Origin of the sequence: Amycolatopsis endophytica (assembly GCF_013410405.1) — a bacterium.
Lineage (GTDB): Bacteria > Actinomycetota > Actinomycetes > Mycobacteriales > Pseudonocardiaceae > Amycolatopsis_E > Amycolatopsis_E endophytica.
The window spans coordinates 1,593,347-1,612,336 of the sequence record NZ_JACCFK010000002.1 but is presented as its reverse complement, the minus strand read 5'-3'; the positions used below and the strand labels follow the sequence as shown (position 1 = coordinate 1,612,336).

Sequence of the window (18,990 nt, the reverse complement as noted above, 5' to 3'; positions counted from 1 at the left end):
AAACTCATATGTGTGGCATCACCGGCTGGGTCGCCTTCAACGACGACCTCACCGGGCACCAGACCACGATCGACGCGATGACCGCATCACTCACCGCGCGCGGACCCGACGCGGGACAGACCTGGGTACGCCCGCGCGTCGCACTCGGGCACCGCAGGCTCGCCGTCATCGACCTGCCCGGCGGACGGCAGCCGATGGAAGCGTCGACTCCGGACGGACCGGTCGTGATCGTCTACTCCGGCGAGACCTACAACTTCACCGAACTGCGTGCCGAACTGACCGGGCGCGGCCACCGGTTCACCACCGCCAGTGACACCGAGGTCGTGCTGCGTGGCTACCTGGAGTGGGGCGACGCCGTGGCCGAACGGCTCAACGGCATGTACGCGTTCGGCATCTGGGACTCGCGGGAAGACCGCCTCGTGCTCGTGCGCGACCGGATGGGTGTCAAACCGCTGTACTGGCACCGCACCCCGGACGGGGCGCTGTTCGGCTCCGAACCGAAGGCGATCCTGGCCAACCCGCGGTTCACGCGGCAGGTCGACACCGGTTGCCTGCGGGAGCTGGTCGGCTTCACCAAGGCGCCCGGCTGGTCGCTGTGGAAGGACATGACCGAGGTCGAGCCCGGCACGGTGGTCAGCGTGGACCGCTCGGGCGCGCGCGCCCGCACCTACTGGCGGCTGGAAACGGCCGAGCACACCGACGACGCGGCGGCCACCGTCGGCCGGGTGGCCGAGCTGCTGGGCGACATCGTGCCGCGTCAGCTGGTCGCCGATGTGCCGCAGTGCGTCCTGCTCTCCGGCGGGCTCGACTCCAGCGCTGTCACCGCGCTCGCCGCACGGGACCTGGCGGGCCGGGGCGGCAAGCTGCGTTCGTTCTCCGTGGACTTCGCCGGCTACGAGGAGAACTTCCGCCCCGACGAGCTGCGGGAGACTCCGGACTCACCGTTCATCCGCGAGGTGAGCGCCCACGTCGGCTCTGTGCACCGCGACGTGGTGCTCGATTCGACGGCGCTGACCGATCCCGCGCTGCGCGGCGCGGTCGTCGGCGCCCGTGACATGCCGATCGGGCTCGGCGACATCGACAGCTCGATGTACCTGCTGTTCCAGGCGATCCGCGCGGAGTCGACGGTGGCGTTGTCCGGCGAATTCGCCGACGAGCTGTTCGGCGGGTACCTGTGGTTCCACCACCCGGCCGCCCGCGACGCCGACACGTTCCCGTGGCTGGCGTTCCAGAACACCTACACCGCCGACCGCACCGCACCGCTGCGGCCCGAGCTGCGCGAGGCACTGGACATCGGCACCTACGTGGCCGACGAGTACGCGACGGCGATCGCCCGCGTGGACCACCTCGACGGTGACGACGCGTTCGAGCGGCGGATGCGCACCAGCAGCCATCTGCACATCACCCGGCTCGTGCGGGCGATGCTGGACCGCAAGGACCGGATGTCGATGGCGGTCGGGCTCGAAGTGCGGGTGCCCTTCGCCGACCACCGGCTCGTCGAATACGTCTACAACACGCCGTGGGCGCTGAAGATGGTGGACGGGCGGGAAAAGGGACTGCTGCGGCAGGCGGTCGCCGGACTGCTGCCGCGGTCGGTCACCGAACGGGTGAAGAGCCCCTATCCGTCCACTCAGGACACCTCGTACGCGGTCGCGCTGCAGGAGCAGGCGCGCGGTGTGCTCGCCGAACCCGGCAGCGCCGCGTTCGAGGTGTTCGACCCCGCCTGGGTGCGTGACGTCGTCGATGCCCCGGCCGAATCGGTGACGCTCGGCGTGCGCACCGGGCTCGAACGCCTCCTCGACTTCCACCACTGGGCGCTGACCTACCGCCCGCACCTGTCCCTGGCCTGACCCGGAGGATCCATGACCGACACCGGACTGCAACCGCTGCCTCTCGGTGAAGACTTCATCCAGGACGCGCACACGGTCGGTGCCTCGCTGCGCGAGGGCGCTCCCGTGCGGTTCGTCCTGCTGCCCGGCGGGTTCCCGGTGTGGCTCGTCACCGGCTACGCCGAGGCCCGCGCCGCCATGACCGATCCCCGGCTGTCCAGTGACGGCGTCTACGACCGGCTGGAACGGCTGCGCCTCGGCGAGGACGTGGAGAGCGCTTTCTCACCGGACCTGGCGAAGAACCTGCTGAACCTGGACCCGCCCGACCACACCCGGCTGCGCAAGCTCGTCGCCACGGCGTTCACCACCCGCACGGTCGCCCCGTTGCGCCCGCGGATCGAACAGATCACCGACGAACTGCTGGATGCGATGGCCGGGCAGGACGTCGTGGACCTGCTGCCCGCCTACGCCTATCCGCTGCCGATCCGGGTGATCTGCGAGCTGCTCGGCATCCCCTTCGCCGACCGGGACGAGTTCACCTCCTGGTCGCACACGATGGTCGCGGCGAGCACGCCGGAGGAGATCGGCGCGGCGTCCATGCGGATGGCCGCCTACCTCGGCGACCTGGTCGACGCCAAACGCGCCGAGCCCGGTGCGGACCTGCTGTCGCGGCTGGTGCACCTGAGCGAGGACGGCGACCGCCTGTCCCGGCCGGAGCTGATCGCGACCGCGGTCGTCCTGCTCACCGGCGGGTTCGAGACGACCGTGAACCTGATCAGCAGCGGGATGCTCGCGTTGCTGGAGCACCCGGACCAGTTGCGGCTGCTGCGCTCGGACCGGTCGCTGCTGCCCGGCGCGATCGAGGAGTTCCTGCGCTTCGAAACCCCGAACAACCTGTCCTCGCCGCGTTACACGACCGAGCCCGTCGAACTCGGTGGGGTGGAGATCCCGGCCGGGCAGTTCGTGATGGTGTCCTGGCTCGCGGCCAACCGCGCGGGCCGCTTCGCCGAACCGGACCGGCTCGACATCACCCGTCCGGTGGGCGGTCATCTGGCGTTCGGGCACGGGATCCACTACTGCCTGGGCGCGCCGCTGGCCCGGCTGGAGGGCGAGATCGCGTTCGGCAGGCTGCTCGACCGCTTTCCCCGCATCGAGGCCGCGGTGCCCGCGGAGTCGCTGCGATGGCGGTTCAGCACGGCGATGCACGGACTGGAGTCGCTGCCCCTGCGTCTGGGAGGTGCCGCGTGACGCTCGACGGATTCACCGGCTGGCCGCCGGAGTTCGCGCGGCGGTACCGCGACCTCGGTTACTGGCAGGGCCGCACCCTCGGCGGCCTGCTCCACGACAGCGCCCGCCGCGGTCCGGACCGGACCGCGCTGGTCGACGGTGAGCGGCGGTGGACCTACGCCGAACTGGACCGCGACGCCGGCCGCGTCGCCGCCGGGCTGCGCCGAAAAGGTCTCGTCCGCGGCGACCGGCTGCTGGTGCACCTGCCCAACGTCGCCGAGTTCGTGTTGCTGTTGTTCGGCTGCTTCCGCGCGGGGGTCGTGCCGGTGCTCGCGCTGCCCGCCCACCGCGAAACCGAACTGGAGCACCTGGGCACGCTCGCCGGAGCGGTGGCCTGCGTGAGCGACGACGCCGCGCTCGCCGCGACCATCACCGAGCGGGTGCCCACGGTGCGCCGGGCGTTCGTCACCGGATCGTTCGCCGAACTGCTGACCGAAAACCCCGATGGCGAGGACGCGGCCGATCCCGCCGACATCGCGGTGCTGCTGCTGTCCGGGGGCACGACCGGGTTGCCGAAGCTGATTCCACGCACCCACGACGACTACGCCTACAACCTGCGGGCCAGCGCGGAAGTGTCGGCGACCACCGGGGACACCGTGTACCTGGCGGCGCTGCCCGCGGCACACAACTTCGCCCTCGCCTGCCCGGGTGTCCTGGGCACGCTGTGGGCGGGCGGCACGGTCGTGCTGAGCGCGAGCGCGGATCCCGAGACCGCGTTCCCGCTCATCGAGCGCGAGCGGGTCACCACCGTGGCGCTGGTGCCCCCGCTGGTGCTGGTCTGGCTCGACGCCGCCGAATTCCTGGAGCCGGACCTGAGCAGCCTGCGGCTGGTGCAGGCCGGTGGCGCGCGGCTGAAGGAGGAGGCCGCCCGGCGGGTGCGCCCGGTGCTGGGCTGCGCGCTCCAGCAGGTCTACGGCATGGCCGAAGGACTGCTGAACTTCACCCGGCTCGACGATCCGGACGAGCTGGTGGCGAACACGCAGGGCCGTCCGTTGTCCGCCGACGACGAGGTGCTGCTCGTCGACGAGGACGGGCGCCCCGTGCCCGACGGGGAGCCGGGGGAACTGCTCGTGCGCGGGCCCTACACGCTGCGCGGCTACTTCCGTGCCCCCGAGCACAACCGGCGCTCCTTCACACCCGACGGGTTCTACCGCAGTGGCGACCTGGTGCGGCGGCAGCCCAGCGGGCACCTGGTGGTCGAGGGACGGCGCCGGGACGTCATCAACCGCGGCGGCGACAAGGTCCCGGTCGAAGAGGTGGAGAACCTGCTGCTGGCGCATCCGGCCGTGCACGACGTCGCGATCGTCGGTTTCCCGGACGAGGCGATGGGGGAGCGCAGCTGCGCCTTCGTCGTGGCACACGGGACGCCACCGACCCGGGCCGACCTCGTCGCGCATCTCACCGCGCTGGGGATCGCGGCCTTCAAGCTGCCGGACCGCGTGCGGGTGCTGGACTCCTTCCCGCGCACCGGGCTGGGCAAGGTGGACCGGGTCGTGCTCGCCGACCTGGCCGTCCGGAGTGGACAGAGGAGCGCCCGTGCCTGAGCCGGTTCCCTACCCGTTCAACTCGCCCACCGGACTGGACCTCGCGCCTGCCTACGAGCGGGCCCAGTGCACCGGGGGCCTGCCGTGGGTGCGGTTGCCCTTCGGCGAGCCCGCCTGGCTCGTCACGCGCCACGCCGACGCCCGGTTCGTGCTGGGGGACGCGCGGTTCGGCCGGGCCGCGTCGCTGGAGCGTGATTCACCGCGGGTCACCCCGCAGAAACCGCTCGGCATCGTGGCCATGGACCCGCCCGGTCACACGCGGCTGCGGCGGCTCGTGACGGGCGCGTTCACCCGCGCCCGTGTCGAACGGCTCCGCTCCCGCATCCGCTCGGCGGTGGATCATGCCGTCGACGATCTGACCGCCGCGGGGGCGCCCTCGGACCTCGTCGAGCACGTCGCCCTGCCCGTGCCGATCACGGTGATCTGCGAACTGCTGGGCGTTCCCGCCGGAGACCGCGACCGGTTCCGGCGGTGGAGCGAGGCGGTGCTGTCCACGAGCGGCCTGACACCGGAGGAGGCGGCCCAGAGCACCGGCGAGCTGACGCGGTACATGGCCGGGCTCGCCGAGTCCCGCCGCGCCGAGCCCGGCGACGACCTGATCAGCGCGCTGGTGCGGGCGGAGGACCAGGGCGAGAGCCTGTCCCCGCGCGAGCTGGTGGAGCTGTGCATCGCGATCCTCGTCGGCGGTTACGAGACCACCGCCTCCGAGATCGCGAACTTCGCCTGGGTCCTGCTCACCGAGCACCCGGACCAGCTGGACCGGGTGCGCGCCGAGCCGGATCACGCCGCCCCGCTGGTCGAGGAACTGCTCCGGGGAGTCCCGATGGCGGCGGCCGCGGCCATGCCCCGCTACGCCACCGAGGACGTCGAGGTGGGCGGGCAGCTGGTGCGCGCGGGCGAGCCGGTCCTGGTCGCGATCGGCGCGGCCAACCGCGATCCCGGGCGCTATCCGGGGCCCGCGCGGATCGACCCCGCGCGGGACAGCGCCGGGCACCTCGCGTTCGGGCACGGCATCCACCACTGCCTGGGCGCCCCGCTGGCCCGCGCCGAACTCCAGGAAACGGTGCGGGTCCTCGCGCGCCGCCTGCCCGGTCTGCGCCTCGACGGCCCGGTGCGGTGGAAGTCCGCGATGTTCTTCCGCGGCCCCGCCGCGCTGCCGGTCGCCTGGTGACCCGCCGATCCGAGAAGGGAACCCCCTCGTGTCCCACGATCTGACCGATCCCGCGGCCCTGCCCGCGGTCGTGGCCGACCTGCTCGACCTGCCCGCCGACGAGATCGATCCGGGCGACGACCTCATCGGGCTCGGCCTGGACTCCATCACGATGATGCGGCTGGCCGGTGCGTGGCGCCGCGCGGGACTGAGCATCCCGTTCGCCGCCCTCGTCGCCGAGCCGACGGTGAAGGCCTGGGCGGCTCTCGTCGCCGACGCCACCGGAACCCGTGCCGCACCGGCGCGGGTGCCGGTCGACGAAACGGCGCCGTTCCCGCTGGCGCTGATGCAGCACGCGTACTGGGCGGGCCGCGAACCGGGCCAGCAGCTCGGCGGTGTGGCGGCGCACTTCTACCACGAGTTCGACGGCGCGGGCACCGACCCGGCCCGGCTCGACCGCGCCGTGCGGGCCCTGCTGGCGCGGCACGGCATGCTGCGCGTGCGGGTGTCGGACGAGGGCACCCAGCGGATCGCGGCGGACAGCCCGTGGCCCGGGCTGCGGGTGCACGACCTGCGCGACCTCGGCCCCGCCGAGGTGACCGCCGAGCTGGACCGGTTGCGCCGCACCCTGTCCCACCGCAGGCTCGACATCTCCTCCGGTGAGGTGTTCGACGTGCAGCTGTCCCTGCTGCCCTCGGGCACCCGCATGCACGTCAACCTCGACATGGTCGCCGCGGACGCGCTCAGCCTGCGTGTCCTGCTGGCCGATCTCGCCGCCTTCTACGCGGGCACGAGCGAGCCCGCGCCGTTGGACTACAGCTATCCGCGTTACCTCGCGGAGCGGGCCGCCGCGCGCCCGGACACCGGCGCCGACCGCGCGTACTGGCAGGACCGCCTGCCCGACCTGCCCGGTGCGCCGCAGCTGCCCGCCGCCGCGCACGCGACCGATGACGCCACGACGGTCGTGCGCAGGCACCGGCTCCTCGGGCCGGACGAATTCGCCGCGCTGGACCGGGAGTCCCGGCGGCACGGGCTGACCCCGGCGATGGCGCTGGCGGCGGTGTTCGCCGAAACCCTGACCGCGTGGAGCGCCGAGCCGCGGTTCCTGCTGAACCTGCCGTTGTTCGACCGCGAACCCCTGCACGCCGACGTGGCCGGGCTGGTCGGTGACTTCACCTCGTCGGTCCTGCTGGCCTGGGACGGGGCGGCGCCGGGGTCGTTCGCCGAGCGGGCGTCGGCCCTGCAGAGCCGGTTCCACGCCGACGTCGCGCACGCCGGGTATTCCGGGGTCGAGGTGCTGCGGGACGCGTCGCGGCTGCACGGTGAGCAGGTCCTGGCGCCGGTGGTGTACACCAGCGCGCTGGGCCTGGGGCCGTTGTTCGCCGACGACGTGCGGTCCTGCTTCGGTGAACCGTCGTGGATCATCTCGCAGGGCCCGCAGGTATGGCTGGACGCGCAGGTGACCGAGCTGGACGGTGGGGTGCTGGTCAACTGGGACGCCCGCGAGGACGCGTTCGCCCCCGGCGTGCTGGACGCGATGTTCGCCGCCTACAGCCGTTTGCTGGACCGGTTGCTCACCGAGCCCGGCGCGTGGACCGTGCCGGTGCCCTCAGCGCTGCCGGAGGAGCAGGCGGCGGTCCGGGCGACGGCCAACGACACCGGCGACCACCCCGCCCCGGAAACCCGTCTGCACGACGGCTTCTTCGCGCGCGCCGAGCGTCACCCGGACTCGCCTGCCCTGCGCTGGGGCGAGGACGGCGTGATGACCTACGGCGAGCTGGCCGGCCGCGCGCTGACGGTGGCCGGGCAGCTGCGCGAACGCGGTGTGACCGCGGGTGAGCTGGTCGCGGTGTCCCTGCCGAAGGGGCCCGATCAGGTGGTGGCGGTGCTGGGTGTGCTCGCCGCGGGCGCCGCCTACCTGCCGGTCGGGATCGACCAGCCCCCGTCGCGGCGGGAGCGGATCCTCGGCTCCGCCGGGGTACGGGTCGCGCTCGACGCCGGGACACTGACCGCCCCGGCGACGCCGCTGACGGCACCGGTGCCGGGATCGGCGGACGATCTGGCCTACGTGCTCTACACGTCGGGCTCGACCGGCGAGCCGAAGGGCGTCGAAATCACCCACTCGGCGGCGATGAGCACGATCGCCGATCTGACCGGGCGCTTCGGGCTCGGCGAGTCCGACGCGACGCTGGCGTTGTCGGCGCTGGAGTTCGACCTGTCGGTGTTCGACCTGTTCGCGCCGCTGTGCCGCGGCGGTGCGGTGGTCTGCGTCGCCGAGGAGGAGCGGCGGGACGCGCTCGCCTGGGCGCGGCTGCTGCGCCGCCACCGGGCCACCGTGCTCAACTGCGTGCCCGCGTTGCTGGACATGCTCCTGACCGTCCTCACCGAGCCGGTGCCGCTGCGCGTGGTGCTGCTCGGCGGCGACTGGGTGACCGTGGACCTGCCGGCCAGGCTCGCCGAACAGGCGCCGGGCTGCCGGTTCGTCGCGCTGGGCGGGACCACGGAGACCGCGATCCACTCCACCGTCCAGGAAGTCGCCACCGTCGATCCACAGTGGACGGCGGTGCCGTACGGGACGCCGTTGCGCGCGGTCACCTGCCGGGTGGTCGACGAGCTGGGCCGGGACTGCCCGGACTGGGTGCCCGGCGAGCTGTGGATCGGCGGGGCGGGCGTCGCCCGCGGCTACCGCGGCGACCCGGGGCGCACCGCGGACCGGTTCGTCGAGCACGAGGGCAGGCGCTGGTACCGCACCGGCGACCGGGCCCGCTACCGGAGCGGTGGCGTGATCGAGTTCCTGGGCCGCACCGACCACCAGGTCAAGATCCGTGGCCACCGGATCGAGCTGGGCGAGGTGGAAAGCGCGGTGCGGGCACATCCCGCGGTGGAGCGGGCGGTCGCGATGCTCACGCCGGACCGCCGCCTGGGCGTGGTCGTGGTGGCGCCGGGCGTGCCCGGCGATCTCCGTGGGTTCGTGGCGGAGCGGCTGCCCGCCGCGATGCTCCCGGAGCGGATCGCGGCGCTGCCCGCGCTCCCGTTGACCGCCAACGGCAAGGTCGACCGGCGTGCTCTCGCCGCGTCACTGACGGCCCGTGAGGAAGCCGTCGGCACTCCGCCCCGGACCGACGTGGAGCGGCGGGTCGCGGCCGTGTGGCAGGACGTGCTCGGCGTCGCCGGACCGGCCAGGGAGCAGGACTTCTTCCGCCTCGGCGGCGATTCGCTGCTCGGCACAAGGGTGGTGGCGCGGCTGCGGGCCGACGGGCTCGACGGCGCCGCGCTGGGCACGCTGTTCGCCCACCCGGTGCTGGCCGATTTCGCCGCGACCCTGCACGACGGCGTCGCCGACACCGCGCGGCCGCTGGTCGCCGATCCCGCGCGGCGGCACGAGCCGTTCCCGCCGACCGACGTGCAGCAGGCGTACTGGCTCGGCCGCGCCGAGGGCTTCACGCTCGGCGGGATCGGCTGCCACTTCTACCGCGAGTACGACGTCACCGGCCTCGACGTGGCGCGGCTGGAAGAGGCCGTCAACCGGCTGGTCGCGCGGCACGAGATGCTGCGGGCGGTGTTCGACGAGCGCGGGAACCAGCGGATCCTGCCGGAGGCGCCGCGCTTCACCATCGAGGTCACCGAAGCGGCCGGGGACCCGGAGGCGGCGTTCGCCGCGCAGCGGGAAGCGTTGTCGCACCAGGTGTTCGATCCGGCCGGCTGGCCGCTGTTCGGGATCTCGGCGGTGCGCGCCGGTGACCGCACCCGGCTCGCCATCGGCATCGACAACCTCGTGCTCGACGCACTGAGCATCCTCGTCTTCTACACCGAACTGGCCCGGCTCTACACCGATCCCGCCGCCGCGCTGCCCTCGCCGGGCCCGTCGTTCCGCGACTATGTTCTGGCCTCGGGCGAGCCGCGCGAGGAGGACCGGCGTTACTGGCTGGACGTGGTGGACACGCTGCCCCCGGCGCCGCAGCTGCCGCTGGCCATCGATCCGGCCACCGTGGACCGGCCGGTCTTCACCCGCCGCACGACGACCCTGGACGCCGCGCGGTGGGCGCGCATCACCGCGAAGGCCCGCGCCCACGGCGTCACGCCCTCTGCGGTGCTGCTCACCGCGTTCGCCGAGGTGCTCGGCCGTTGGAGCGCGCGAGCCGACCTGACGCTGACGCTCACGTTGTTCGACCGCCGCGACGTCCACCCCGACATCGAGCGCGTACTGGGTGACTTCACCTCGCTGCTGCTGGTGGGGTACCGGCCCGAGGGGGGACAGGCGTGGACGGCCCGTGTTCGTGACGTGCAGCGTGAGCTGTGGCAGGCGCTGGACCACCGGAGCTTCTCGGCGGTGCGGGTGCTGCGTGAGCTGGCGCGCCGCACCGGCGAGGGTGGCGCGAGCATGCCGGTGGTGTTGACCAGCGCGCTCGGGGTGCCCGGCGGCACCGATCCCGGCCACCCGTTCACCGACCAGGTGTGGGGCGTGTCCCAGACGCCGCAGGTGTGGCTGGACCATCAGGTGGTCGAGCGCGCCGGGCCGGACGGCACCGGCGTGGACCTCAACTGGGACGCGGTCGAGGAGCTGTTCCCGCCGGGGGTGCTGGACGCGATGTTCGACGCCTACCTGACCCTGACCGGGTGGCTGGCCGACGCTTCGTGGGACGCGCCCGTCCCGGCGGTGCTGCCTGCGGCACAACACGAATCGCGGCGCCGGGTCAACGACACCGCCGACCCGCAGGACGAGGTGCTGCTGCACACGCCCGTCTTCCGGCAGGCGGAGCGCCGCCCGGACGCGACAGCGGTGATCGCGCCGGACGGCTCCGCGCTGTCCTATGCGGACGTGACCGGCCGGGCGCTGCGGGTCGCGGGTGCGCTTGCCGGACGCGGTGTGGCACCGGGTGACACGGTGGCGGTGTGCCTGCCGAAGGGGCCGGACCAGATCGTCGCGGTCCTGGGCGTGCTCGCCGCGGGTGCGACCTACGTTCCGGTGGGTGTCGACCAGCCCGCGCCGAGGCGGCAGCGGATCCTGGCCACCGCCGGGGTGCGCTTCGTGATCGACGACGTGGCGGCGCTGCTGGACAGTGAGCCGCTTCCGGCTCCGGTGCCGGCCGATCCGGACGCCCTGGCCTACGTGATCTTCACGTCCGGGTCGACGGGCGAGCCCAAGGGGGTGGAGATCACCCACCGGGCCGCGGCCAACACGATCGAGGACGTCAACCGCCGCTACGGCGCCGGGCCGGGCGACCGGGTGCTGGCGGTGTCGGCGCTGGACTTCGACCTGTCCGTCTACGACGTGTTCGGCCTGCTCGCGGCCGGGGGAGCGGTGGTCACCATCCCGGAGGAATCCCGGCGCGACGCGCGGCGCTGGGCGGAGCTGGCCGCCGAGCACCGGGTCACGGTGTGGAACTCGGTGCCCGCGTTGCTGGACATGCTGCTGGTGGTGGCCGAGGGCGCCACGCCGGTGCTGCCCGCGGACCTGCGGCTGGTGCTGTTGTCCGGCGACTGGGTCGGGCTGGACCTGCCCGGGCGGCTCGCCGCCGTGGCGCCGGAGGCCCGGCTGGTGGCGCTCGGGGGCGCGACCGAGGCGTCGATCTGGTCCAACGCGTTCGACGTGTCCGGCCTGGACCCGTCGTGGCGTTCGGTGCCCTACGGGTTTCCACTGCGCAACCAGCGTTACCGCGTCGTCGACCAGCTCGGTCGCGACTGCCCGGACTGGGTGCCGGGCGAGCTGTGGATCGGCGGCGACGGTGTCGCCAGCGGCTACCGGGCCGCGCCGGAGTTGACGGCGGAACGGTTCGTGGTGCACGAGGGCACGCGCTGGTACCGCACCGGGGACGTCGGCCGCTACCACCCCGGCGGGGTGCTGGAGTTCCTGGGCCGCCGCGACAACCAGGTCAAGGTGCGGGGGCACCGGATCGAGCTGGGCGAGATCGAGGCCGCGCTGGTTCGGCATCCCTCGGTCACGCGGGCGGTCGCGGTGGTCGCCGCGGGCGCGCTGGCGGCCGCCGTCGTCCCGGCCGGGGCCGCGGTGGACGAGGCGGAGGTGCTCACGTTCGCCGCGACGCAGCTGCCCGCGCACATGGTGCCGTCCCGGCTGCTGGTGCTGCCCGAGATCCCGTTGAGCGGCAACGGAAAGATCGACCGCGCTCGCATCACGGCACTGGCCGTCGCCGGGAGCGCACCCGGATCGGAACCGCCGAGCGGCGAGCTGGAGACCGGCCTGGCCCGGTTGTGGTGCTCGGTGCTGGAGGTGCCCTCCGTCGGACGCGACGACGGGTTCTTCACCCTCGGCGGCGACAGCGTGAAGGCGATCCGGTTCATCGAGCAGGCGGCCCGGGAACTGCGGCAGGAGATCCCGCTCGCGGACTTCTTTGCCGCGCCGACCATCCGGGAGCTGGCCGAGCGGCTGGCCAGGGCTGGTGCCGAGGTGGAGGAGGGCGTGATCTGAAGCTCTGGGCGAGCGGAAGACGGCGGGCAGGCCGCGGCCACGATGCGCGACCCGGACACGGTTCCTCGTGGATCAGATCCACACGATCGACGCCGCCTACGTCCAGGGTGATCCGGTCGGCTACCTGGATCGCGACGAGATGGCGGAGGTGGAACACGGCGTCGCGCGCTACCTCGGCTTGGAGGCCCGGTGCACTCCGGCACGCATGTCCGAATTGCCCTTTCGGGGTGAGTTCGGCGATCAGTGGTGCGGTGGCGCCCGCCGAGGAGGATGGTGGAGGTCATGGCGGAGCCGAACGTCTCGGGATGGGCCGCGGCCGGTGGTGTCCTCGTCCTGGCCATCATCGCGTCGGCGGCGCTGGGGGACGCGTGGTACTTCCTCGCCGGGCTGATCGCGGCACTCGGGGTGCTCGTCGGTTTCCGGCCGGGAACCACCCCGCCGAATTGACCTCCATCAAGCTGGAGGTACCGGGCTGGTGGGCATGACCTTCACCGATCGTGAGCGCGCCTACCTCCGCGCGCGGGAGCTGGGGCGGCTCGCCACCATCGGGCCCGCCGGAGCGCCGCACGACCACCCCGTCGCCTTCCGGGTGAACGAACGGACCATCGCCGCGTCCCGGCCGGGAACATCGACGGGCCCGGCCCGGACTTCCGGGACGTCACTGCTCCAGCGACCGGCGCAGACGGTCCAGCGCCCGGTGCTGCGTGACCCGCACCGCCGCGACCGGCATCCCCAGCGCCTCCGCCGTCTCCTCCGCCGACAACCCGACCGCGACCCGCAGCACCACGATTTCCCGCTCACCCGGCGGCAGGGCCATCACCGGCGACGGCGCTTCCGGCACGTGCGCGGCGTCCACCTTCTCCGCCGTCAGGTCGTAGACGAGCGCGGTGAACGAGCCGTCGAGCCGGGGCAGCGCGTGCAGGATCGCCACGCACGCCTCCTGCGCGATGTCGTCCCCGGCCGGGCCGAGCCGTGCCCGGCAGTAGCGGACCAGCACGGGCGTGAGGGCGTCGACCAGGTCCGTGATCGCCTGGGCGTCCCCGTCGGCGGCCGCCGTCACCAGGCCCGCGTCCGAGAACACGGTCGCCGTCGTGCCCGCTGTCATGACGCTCCCCCTCCTTCCGGAGGTTCACGCGCCGGACACCCCGAAGGTTGCCTCGCGCCCCTAAGGTGATCTTCATGCGTCTCGCAGCGATGGTCGTCGCGCTGGTGGTGGCTCTCGGGGTGGCTCCGGCCGCCGCTTCGCCCCGGCCCGTGCTCACGGTCGCCAGTTACAACATCCACGCCGGCGCGGGGGAGGACGGCGTCTTCGACCTGGACCGCACCGCCGCCGCACTGCGCGATCTGCACGCGGACGTGATCGGGCTGCAGGAGGTCGACGTCCACTGGGACGCCCGCAGCGAGTACCGCGACGAGGCGGGCGAACTCGCGCGAGCGCTGGGCATGCACGTGTTCTTCGCGCCGGTCTACGACCTGGAGCCGCCCGCGCCCGGTGCGCCGCGCCGCCAGTACGGCGTCGCGGTGCTCAGCCGCTACCCGATCCTGGCCGCGCGAAACCACGAGATCACGCGGTGGTCCACGCTCACCCCGGACGCGGAACCGGCCCCGGCGCCGGGCTTCGCGGAGGTGACCGTCGCGGTCCGGCGCGCGCCGGTACGCGTCTACGCCACCCACCTGGACTACCGGGCCGATCCCGCCGTGCGGGAGGCGCAGGTCGCGGACATGCTCGGCATCCTCGGCCGGGCACGCGGGCCGAAGATCCTCACGGGTGACTTCAACGCCGAACCCGCCGCCCCCGAACTGACTCCACTGTGGACGAAGCTGGCCGACGCCGATCCACACGGCGGGACGTATCCGGCAGCGGACCCCGTGAAGCGCCTGGACTTCGTGACCGCCTCACGCGACCTGGCGATCCGCGCGGCGCGAACCGTGGCGACGACGGCTTCCGATCACCGTCCGGTGCTCGCCCAGCTCACCCTTCCGGGCTGAATCGAAATCAGCGGTTCACTCGATCTCCGTTCGGTCGTAGCATGAGCCGGGTCGCTGGGGGTGGGAGGGAGCCAGCCATGACCAGCACCACGCCCGGGCAGCAGGCGAAGAGCCGCACCGCCACGGTGAACCTTCCCTTCGTGCGCGCGGAGTTCCGGACCCCGGACGTGCACCTGCCGAAGATCCCGGTGCCCGACCGCGACGAGGTGAACGCCGCGCTGCACACCGCGCGCTCGTTCCTCCCGCCGCCGCGCCAGCTCGCCTACTTCGGCGGTCTCGGCCTGCTGGCCGCGGTCGAGCTGATCGAGTGGCCGGTGGCGGTCGCGATCGGCGTCGGGGCCGCGGTCGTCGGGCGAGGCAAGGGTGACCAGAAGCAGCAGGGCGACCAGAAGCAGATCCCCGCGCCCGCCGCGGCCACATCCGCCAGGGCCAGGGCCGGAACACCGAAGAAGGGCGGGACCGCGCGCGGCAACTCCTAGACCATGCGGCTGCCCTCCCCGTTCGGCTTCGCCCGTTCCGTCGCCACCGCGCTCACCGGCCGCCGGTCCTGGACCTCGGGGCCGCGCACCCACCTGGAGGTCCGCGGTCTGCACGAGCCCGGCACGCGCGACGCGGCCCGCGATCTCGAACGCCGCCTGACCGGCCTCGACGGCGTGCACGACGCGGCCGTCAACGGCGCGCTCGGCCGGGTCGTCGTGGTGCACGACGAAGAGGTCCCGCGCCGCGCGCTCACCGAGGCGGTCGCCGAGACCGAACGGGACTGGAACCTCACGGCCCGAGCCCCGGCCAACGAGGTCCACCCGGCCAACCCGGCCCCGGCCGTCCGCGAGCTGGTCGCCCTCGGCACGAACCTCGCTGGCTTTTCCTACGCCGTCCTCGGCCGCGTCCTGCCGCTGCGTGCCCTGCCGACGGTGGTGCCCGCGCTCGCTTCGCTGCTGGACTCCACGCCCGGGCTGCGCGGCGGCGTCGAACGCGCGCTGGGCCGTCCGGCGACCGAGGCGGTGTTCGCGGTCGGCGGCGCGATCAGCCAGTCCCTCGCGCAGCGGCCGATGGCGCTGGCCACCGACTCCGCCTACCGCTGGTGCGTGCGGCGTGAGGTCACGGCCCGCCGGGAGGCGTGGGAACACTGGGACCAGCGCACCGGCATCGACCTGCACCGGGTCGAGCCGGTGGGCGCGCCCGGCCGTCCGCGGCCCCGCCCGGAGGGGCCGGTCGAGCGGATCGCGCACGCCTCGGCCGGGCTCGGCGTGGCCGGTGCGCTCGGCACGCTGCTGGCCGCCCGCGGCGGTGAGCGGGCGAACGGGATCCTGCTCGCCGCCGTGCCGCGCCCGGCGCGGGCGGGCCGTGAGGCGTTCGCCGCCCAGCTGGCCAGGGACCTTTCCGCGGCCGGAACCCTCGTGCTGGAACCGGCCGCGACCCGGCGGCTGGACCGCGTCGGGCAGGTCGTCGTGGACGCGGAGCTGCTGCGCACCGGGCGCCGGGTGGCGGGCGAGGTGGCGGTCACCGGCGACGTGGACCCGGACGAGGTGGTCAGCGTCGTCCACGACTCGGGCGGGTCCGGTCTCCGCCGGGGCGACTGGGAGGTGCGGCACCGGGGCGACACGATCGAGGTGCGGTACCGGGACGAGGTGGTCGCCTTCGCCGGGCTCGACGACGAACGTCATCCGCTGGCCGAAGCCGTCCTGGAGGCGGGGAAACGGGCAGGCGCGGTCGTCGAGGCCGAGCCCGCCGACCTGATCGCGAGGGTGCGCGAGCTGCAGGCCGAGGGGCATATGGTCGCGGTCGTCTCCGCCGATCCGGAGGCGACCGCGGCCGCCGACGTCGGTATCGGCGTGCCCGGACCGGACGACGCGCTGCCCTGGCACGCGCATGTGCTCTGTCCGGGGCTGGAACACGTGTGCGGTGTGCTGGAGGCCGTCGAACCCGCGCACCGCGCCAGCCGCTACGCCGCCGGGCTGTCGGTCGCCGGGTCCACGCTCGGCGCGTTGTTCGGCGGTTTCGGGCCCGCCGCCACCGCGCCAGCGCGGGCGGGTTTCCCGGTCCACTTCGCGACCCTGCTGGCACTGGCCACCGGCCTGTGGACCGGTTCCGAGGCCGGGCGCAGACCGCTGCCGATCCCGCTCGACCGCACGCCGTGGCACGCGATGTCGCCGGACGCCGTGCTGGCCCGGCTGGAAAGCCGTCACGCCGGGCTCGCCGCCGAGGAGTCCGAACAACGCCGCGGCGCGGCGAGCCACGAACCGGAGGCGATGAACCTGGCGCGCGCCTCCGCCGAAGAGCTGGCCGGGCCACTGACCCCGGCGCTCGCCGCGGGTGCCGGAGTCAGCGCGAGCCTGGGATCGATCACGGACGCGGTCCTCATCATCGGTGTGCTCGGGATGAACGCGGTGATCGGCGGTCTGCAACGGCTCGGCGCCGACCGCGAAATGCACCACCTGCTCGACACGAGCGCGCTGCAGGTCCGGCTGCGCCGCGTCGGCACCCGGCTGACCGCGCGCGCCGAAGTCCTCGTGCCCGGCGACGTCATCGAGCTGCGCGCCGGGGACGCCGTGCCCGCCGACTGCCGGGTGCTGGAGGCGTCCGGGCTGGAGGTGGACGAGTCGAGCCTGACCGGCGAATCGCAGCTGGTGGTCAAGGGCGCGCCGCCGACCGCGGCGACGGCCGTCGCGGACCGCTCGTCGATGCTCTACCGCGGCACGGTCGTCGCGGCCGGGCGCGGCACCGGGGTGGTGGTCGCGACGGGGGAGCGCACCGAGGCCGGGCGGACGTCGCGGCTCAACGGGGACGCGCCGCCGGTGACCGGGGTGGCCGCGCGGCTGGCCGAGCTGACCCGTCTCACACTGCCGGTCACGCTGGGCGCCGGGGTGGCGCTGCTGCTCGCGGATCTGGCGCGGGGCAACGGGATCAGCCAGGCGCTCGGGCGTGCGGTCGGGTTGTCGGTGGCCGCGGTGCCGGAGGGGCTGCCGTTCGTCGCGACGGTCGCCGAACTCGCGTCCGCGCGGCGGCTCGCGAAGCGCGGGGTGCTGGCACGCAGCCCGTCCACGATCGAGGCGCTGGGCCGCGTGGATCTGTTGTGCTTCGACAAGACCGGCACCCTCACCGAGGGCCGGATCCGGCTGCAGGCGGTGTCCGACGGTCACACGACCCGGCCGGTGGGGGAGCAGACGGAGGTGCTGGCCGCGGCGGTGCGGGCGAGCCCGTGGCACCTGACGGGCGAGACGCCGCCGCACCCGGCCGACCGTGCGGTGCTGGACGCCGCCGCGGAGCACGGCGTCGGGCCGGGTGAAGTGACGTGGTTGTCGGAACTGGCTTTCGAGCCCGCTCGTGGCTACCACGCGGTGCTGGCCGACACCCCGGACGGGCCGCTGCTCAGCGTCAAGGGCGCGCCGGAGGCGGTGCTCGCGCGCTGTGACGGGCCGGATCACCTGAAGGCCGTCGACGAGCTGGCGGGTCAGGGGTTCCGGGTGCTGGCGGTCGCGGAACGGCGCGCGTCCGGGCGCGGTGACCTCGACGAGACTCGCATCCGCGGCCTGACTTTCCGCGGTCTGCTGGCGCTGGCCGATCCGGTGCGCCCGACGGCCGCCCGCGCGGTGGCCGACCTGTGGCGCGCGGGCGTGCGGGTCGCGATGATCACCGGCGATCACCCGAGCACCGCTTCGGCGATCGCCACCGAACTCGGCCTGGCGAACGGGGAAGCGACGATGAGCGGCGCCGAGGTCGACGCCGCGACCGACGACGAACTGGCCGCGCGTGCTCCCGGTGTCGCGGTGTTCGCCCGCGTCAGTCCGGCGCAGAAGGCGCGGATCGTGAAGCACCTCAACCGCGCCGGGCGCGTCGTCGCGATGACGGGCGACGGCGCCAACGACGTGCCCGCGATCCGGCTCGCGCACGTGGGCATCGCGCTCGGCGCGACGGCGACGCCCGCCACCCGGGAAGCGGCGGACCTCATCGTCACCGACGACCGCATCGAGACGATCACCGACGCGATCGTCGAGGGCCGTGCGATGTGGGCGTCGGTGCGGGACGCGTTGTCGATCCTGCTCGGCGGCAACCTGGGCGAGGTGGCGTTCACCGTGGGCGCCGGAATGCTGAGCACGCGGGACGCGCTGAACGCGCGGCAGTTGCTGCTGGTCAACCTGCTGACCGACGTGCTGCCCGCGATGGCCGTCGCGGTGCGGCCGCCACCGGACGCCGATCCCGAGCAGCTGCTGTCGGAGGGCCCGGAGGCGTCGCTGGGCGCGGTCCTGACGAAGGACCTGATCGCCCGGGCCGCGACGACGGCGGGTGCCGCGATGGCAGGCTGGTTGCTGGCGCGCCCGGTCGGCACGCCGCTGCAGGCCAGCACGACGGGCCTGGTCGCGTTGGTGGCGGCCCAGCTGGGGCAGACGATGGCGGTGCGGGGCCGGACGCCGTTGGTGCTGGCCGCGGGTGCTGGTTCGTTGCTGGTGCTGGCGGGGATCGTGCAGGTGCCGGGGGTGAGTGGGTTTTTCGGGTGTAGTCCGTTGCTGCCGCATCAGTGGGGGATCGCGCTGGGCGCGGCGGGTGCGGCGACGGTGACGCAGTTCGCGGTGCAGCGGCTGCGCAATGGTGGGTGAGCACAGAGCGCACACCCCGCGGACGGTGTTCCCGTCCGGTTAACCCGCGTGCAACTCGCTCTCTCCCGGCGGCTCATCCGCGCGAGCGACGGTGCCTGGGTAACCCCTGGAAGCTAGGAGTGCCCGATGGCCGAGTTCCTCGCCACCGTTCTCGCGAAGATCGGTGCCA

The 18,990-nt window shown here is 73.7% G+C and carries 10 protein-coding genes; 9 read left to right on the top strand and 1 reads right to left on the bottom strand.

What is annotated here, in order from left to right:
• Nucleotides 1-8 precede the first annotated feature (8 nt).
• The 6 genes from asnB to HNR02_RS33150 all read left to right on the top strand — a co-directional run bounded on the left by asnB (nt 9) and on the right by HNR02_RS33150 (nt 12,684).
• A complete protein-coding gene (gene asnB, locus HNR02_RS33180) occupies nt 9-1,850 on the top strand; it encodes an asparagine synthase (glutamine-hydrolyzing) (protein WP_179777547.1) in 1,842 nt (613 codons plus the stop codon).
• A 12-nt stretch (nt 1,851-1,862) separates the two neighbouring features.
• Nucleotides 1,863-3,077, top strand: a complete 1,215-nt coding sequence (locus HNR02_RS33175) for a cytochrome P450 family protein (protein ID WP_179777546.1) — start codon at nt 1,863-1,865, stop codon at nt 3,075-3,077.
• A complete protein-coding gene (locus HNR02_RS33170; RefSeq protein ID WP_312861265.1) occupies nt 3,074-4,660 on the top strand; it encodes a (2,3-dihydroxybenzoyl)adenylate synthase in 1,587 nt (528 codons plus the stop codon). The genes HNR02_RS33175 and HNR02_RS33170 overlap by 4 nt, the downstream gene beginning before the upstream one ends.
• Nucleotides 4,653-5,831, top strand: coding sequence for a cytochrome P450 (locus tag HNR02_RS33165; RefSeq protein ID WP_179777544.1), 1,179 nt, complete (start codon nt 4,653-4,655; stop codon nt 5,829-5,831). Before HNR02_RS33170 ends, HNR02_RS33165 begins: the two co-directional genes overlap by 8 nt.
• A gap of 28 nt (nt 5,832-5,859) precedes the next feature.
• Nucleotides 5,860-12,237: a non-ribosomal peptide synthetase gene (locus HNR02_RS33160; RefSeq protein ID WP_179777543.1), complete on the top strand. Its 6,378-nt coding sequence runs from the start codon at nt 5,860-5,862 to the stop codon at nt 12,235-12,237.
• A 282-nt stretch (nt 12,238-12,519) separates the two neighbouring features.
• A complete protein-coding gene (locus tag HNR02_RS33150; RefSeq protein ID WP_179777542.1) occupies nt 12,520-12,684 on the top strand; it encodes a hypothetical protein in 165 nt (54 codons plus the stop codon).
• Between the two features lie 211 nt (nt 12,685-12,895).
• Here HNR02_RS33150 and HNR02_RS33145 read toward each other — a convergent pair whose 3' ends face one another.
• The gene (locus HNR02_RS33145) at nt 12,896-13,342 is read right to left on the bottom strand and encodes a sigma factor-like helix-turn-helix DNA-binding protein (RefSeq protein ID WP_179777541.1); all 447 of its coding nucleotides are present in this window, start codon (nt 13,340-13,342) and stop codon (nt 12,896-12,898) included.
• Nucleotides 13,343-13,407: 65 nt separating this feature from the next.
• Between HNR02_RS33145 and HNR02_RS33140 the strand changes: the two genes are divergently transcribed.
• The 3 genes from HNR02_RS33140 to HNR02_RS33130 all read left to right on the top strand — a co-directional run bounded on the left by HNR02_RS33140 (nt 13,408) and on the right by HNR02_RS33130 (nt 18,821).
• Nucleotides 13,408-14,226, top strand: coding sequence for an endonuclease/exonuclease/phosphatase family protein (locus HNR02_RS33140; protein WP_312861264.1), 819 nt, complete (start codon nt 13,408-13,410; stop codon nt 14,224-14,226).
• A 77-nt stretch (nt 14,227-14,303) separates the two neighbouring features.
• Nucleotides 14,304-14,705 carry a hypothetical protein gene (locus HNR02_RS33135; RefSeq protein WP_179776126.1) on the top strand — a complete coding sequence of 134 codons (402 nt, stop codon included), beginning with the start codon at nt 14,304-14,306 and terminating at the stop codon, nt 14,703-14,705.
• Between the two features lie 3 nt (nt 14,706-14,708).
• The gene (locus HNR02_RS33130; RefSeq protein ID WP_179777539.1) at nt 14,709-18,821 is read left to right on the top strand and encodes an HAD-IC family P-type ATPase; all 4,113 of its coding nucleotides are present in this window, start codon (nt 14,709-14,711) and stop codon (nt 18,819-18,821) included.
• Nucleotides 18,822-18,990 lie beyond the last annotated feature (169 nt).

Coding starts and splice junctions, on each gene's coding strand:
- HNR02_RS33175 (WP_179777546.1), top strand. CDS start 1,863: ATGACCGACACCGGACTGCAACCGCTGCCTCTCGGTGAAGACTTCATC.
- asnB (WP_179777547.1), top strand. CDS start 9: ATGTGTGGCATCACCGGCTGGGTCGCCTTCAACGACGACCTCACCGGG.
- HNR02_RS33145 (WP_179777541.1), bottom strand. CDS start 13,342: ATGACAGCGGGCACGACGGCGACCGTGTTCTCGGACGCGGGCCTGGTG.
- HNR02_RS33150 (WP_179777542.1), top strand. CDS start 12,520: ATGGCGGAGCCGAACGTCTCGGGATGGGCCGCGGCCGGTGGTGTCCTC.
- HNR02_RS33130 (WP_179777539.1), top strand. CDS start 14,709: ATGCGGCTGCCCTCCCCGTTCGGCTTCGCCCGTTCCGTCGCCACCGCG.
- HNR02_RS33135 (WP_179776126.1), top strand. CDS start 14,304: ATGACCAGCACCACGCCCGGGCAGCAGGCGAAGAGCCGCACCGCCACG.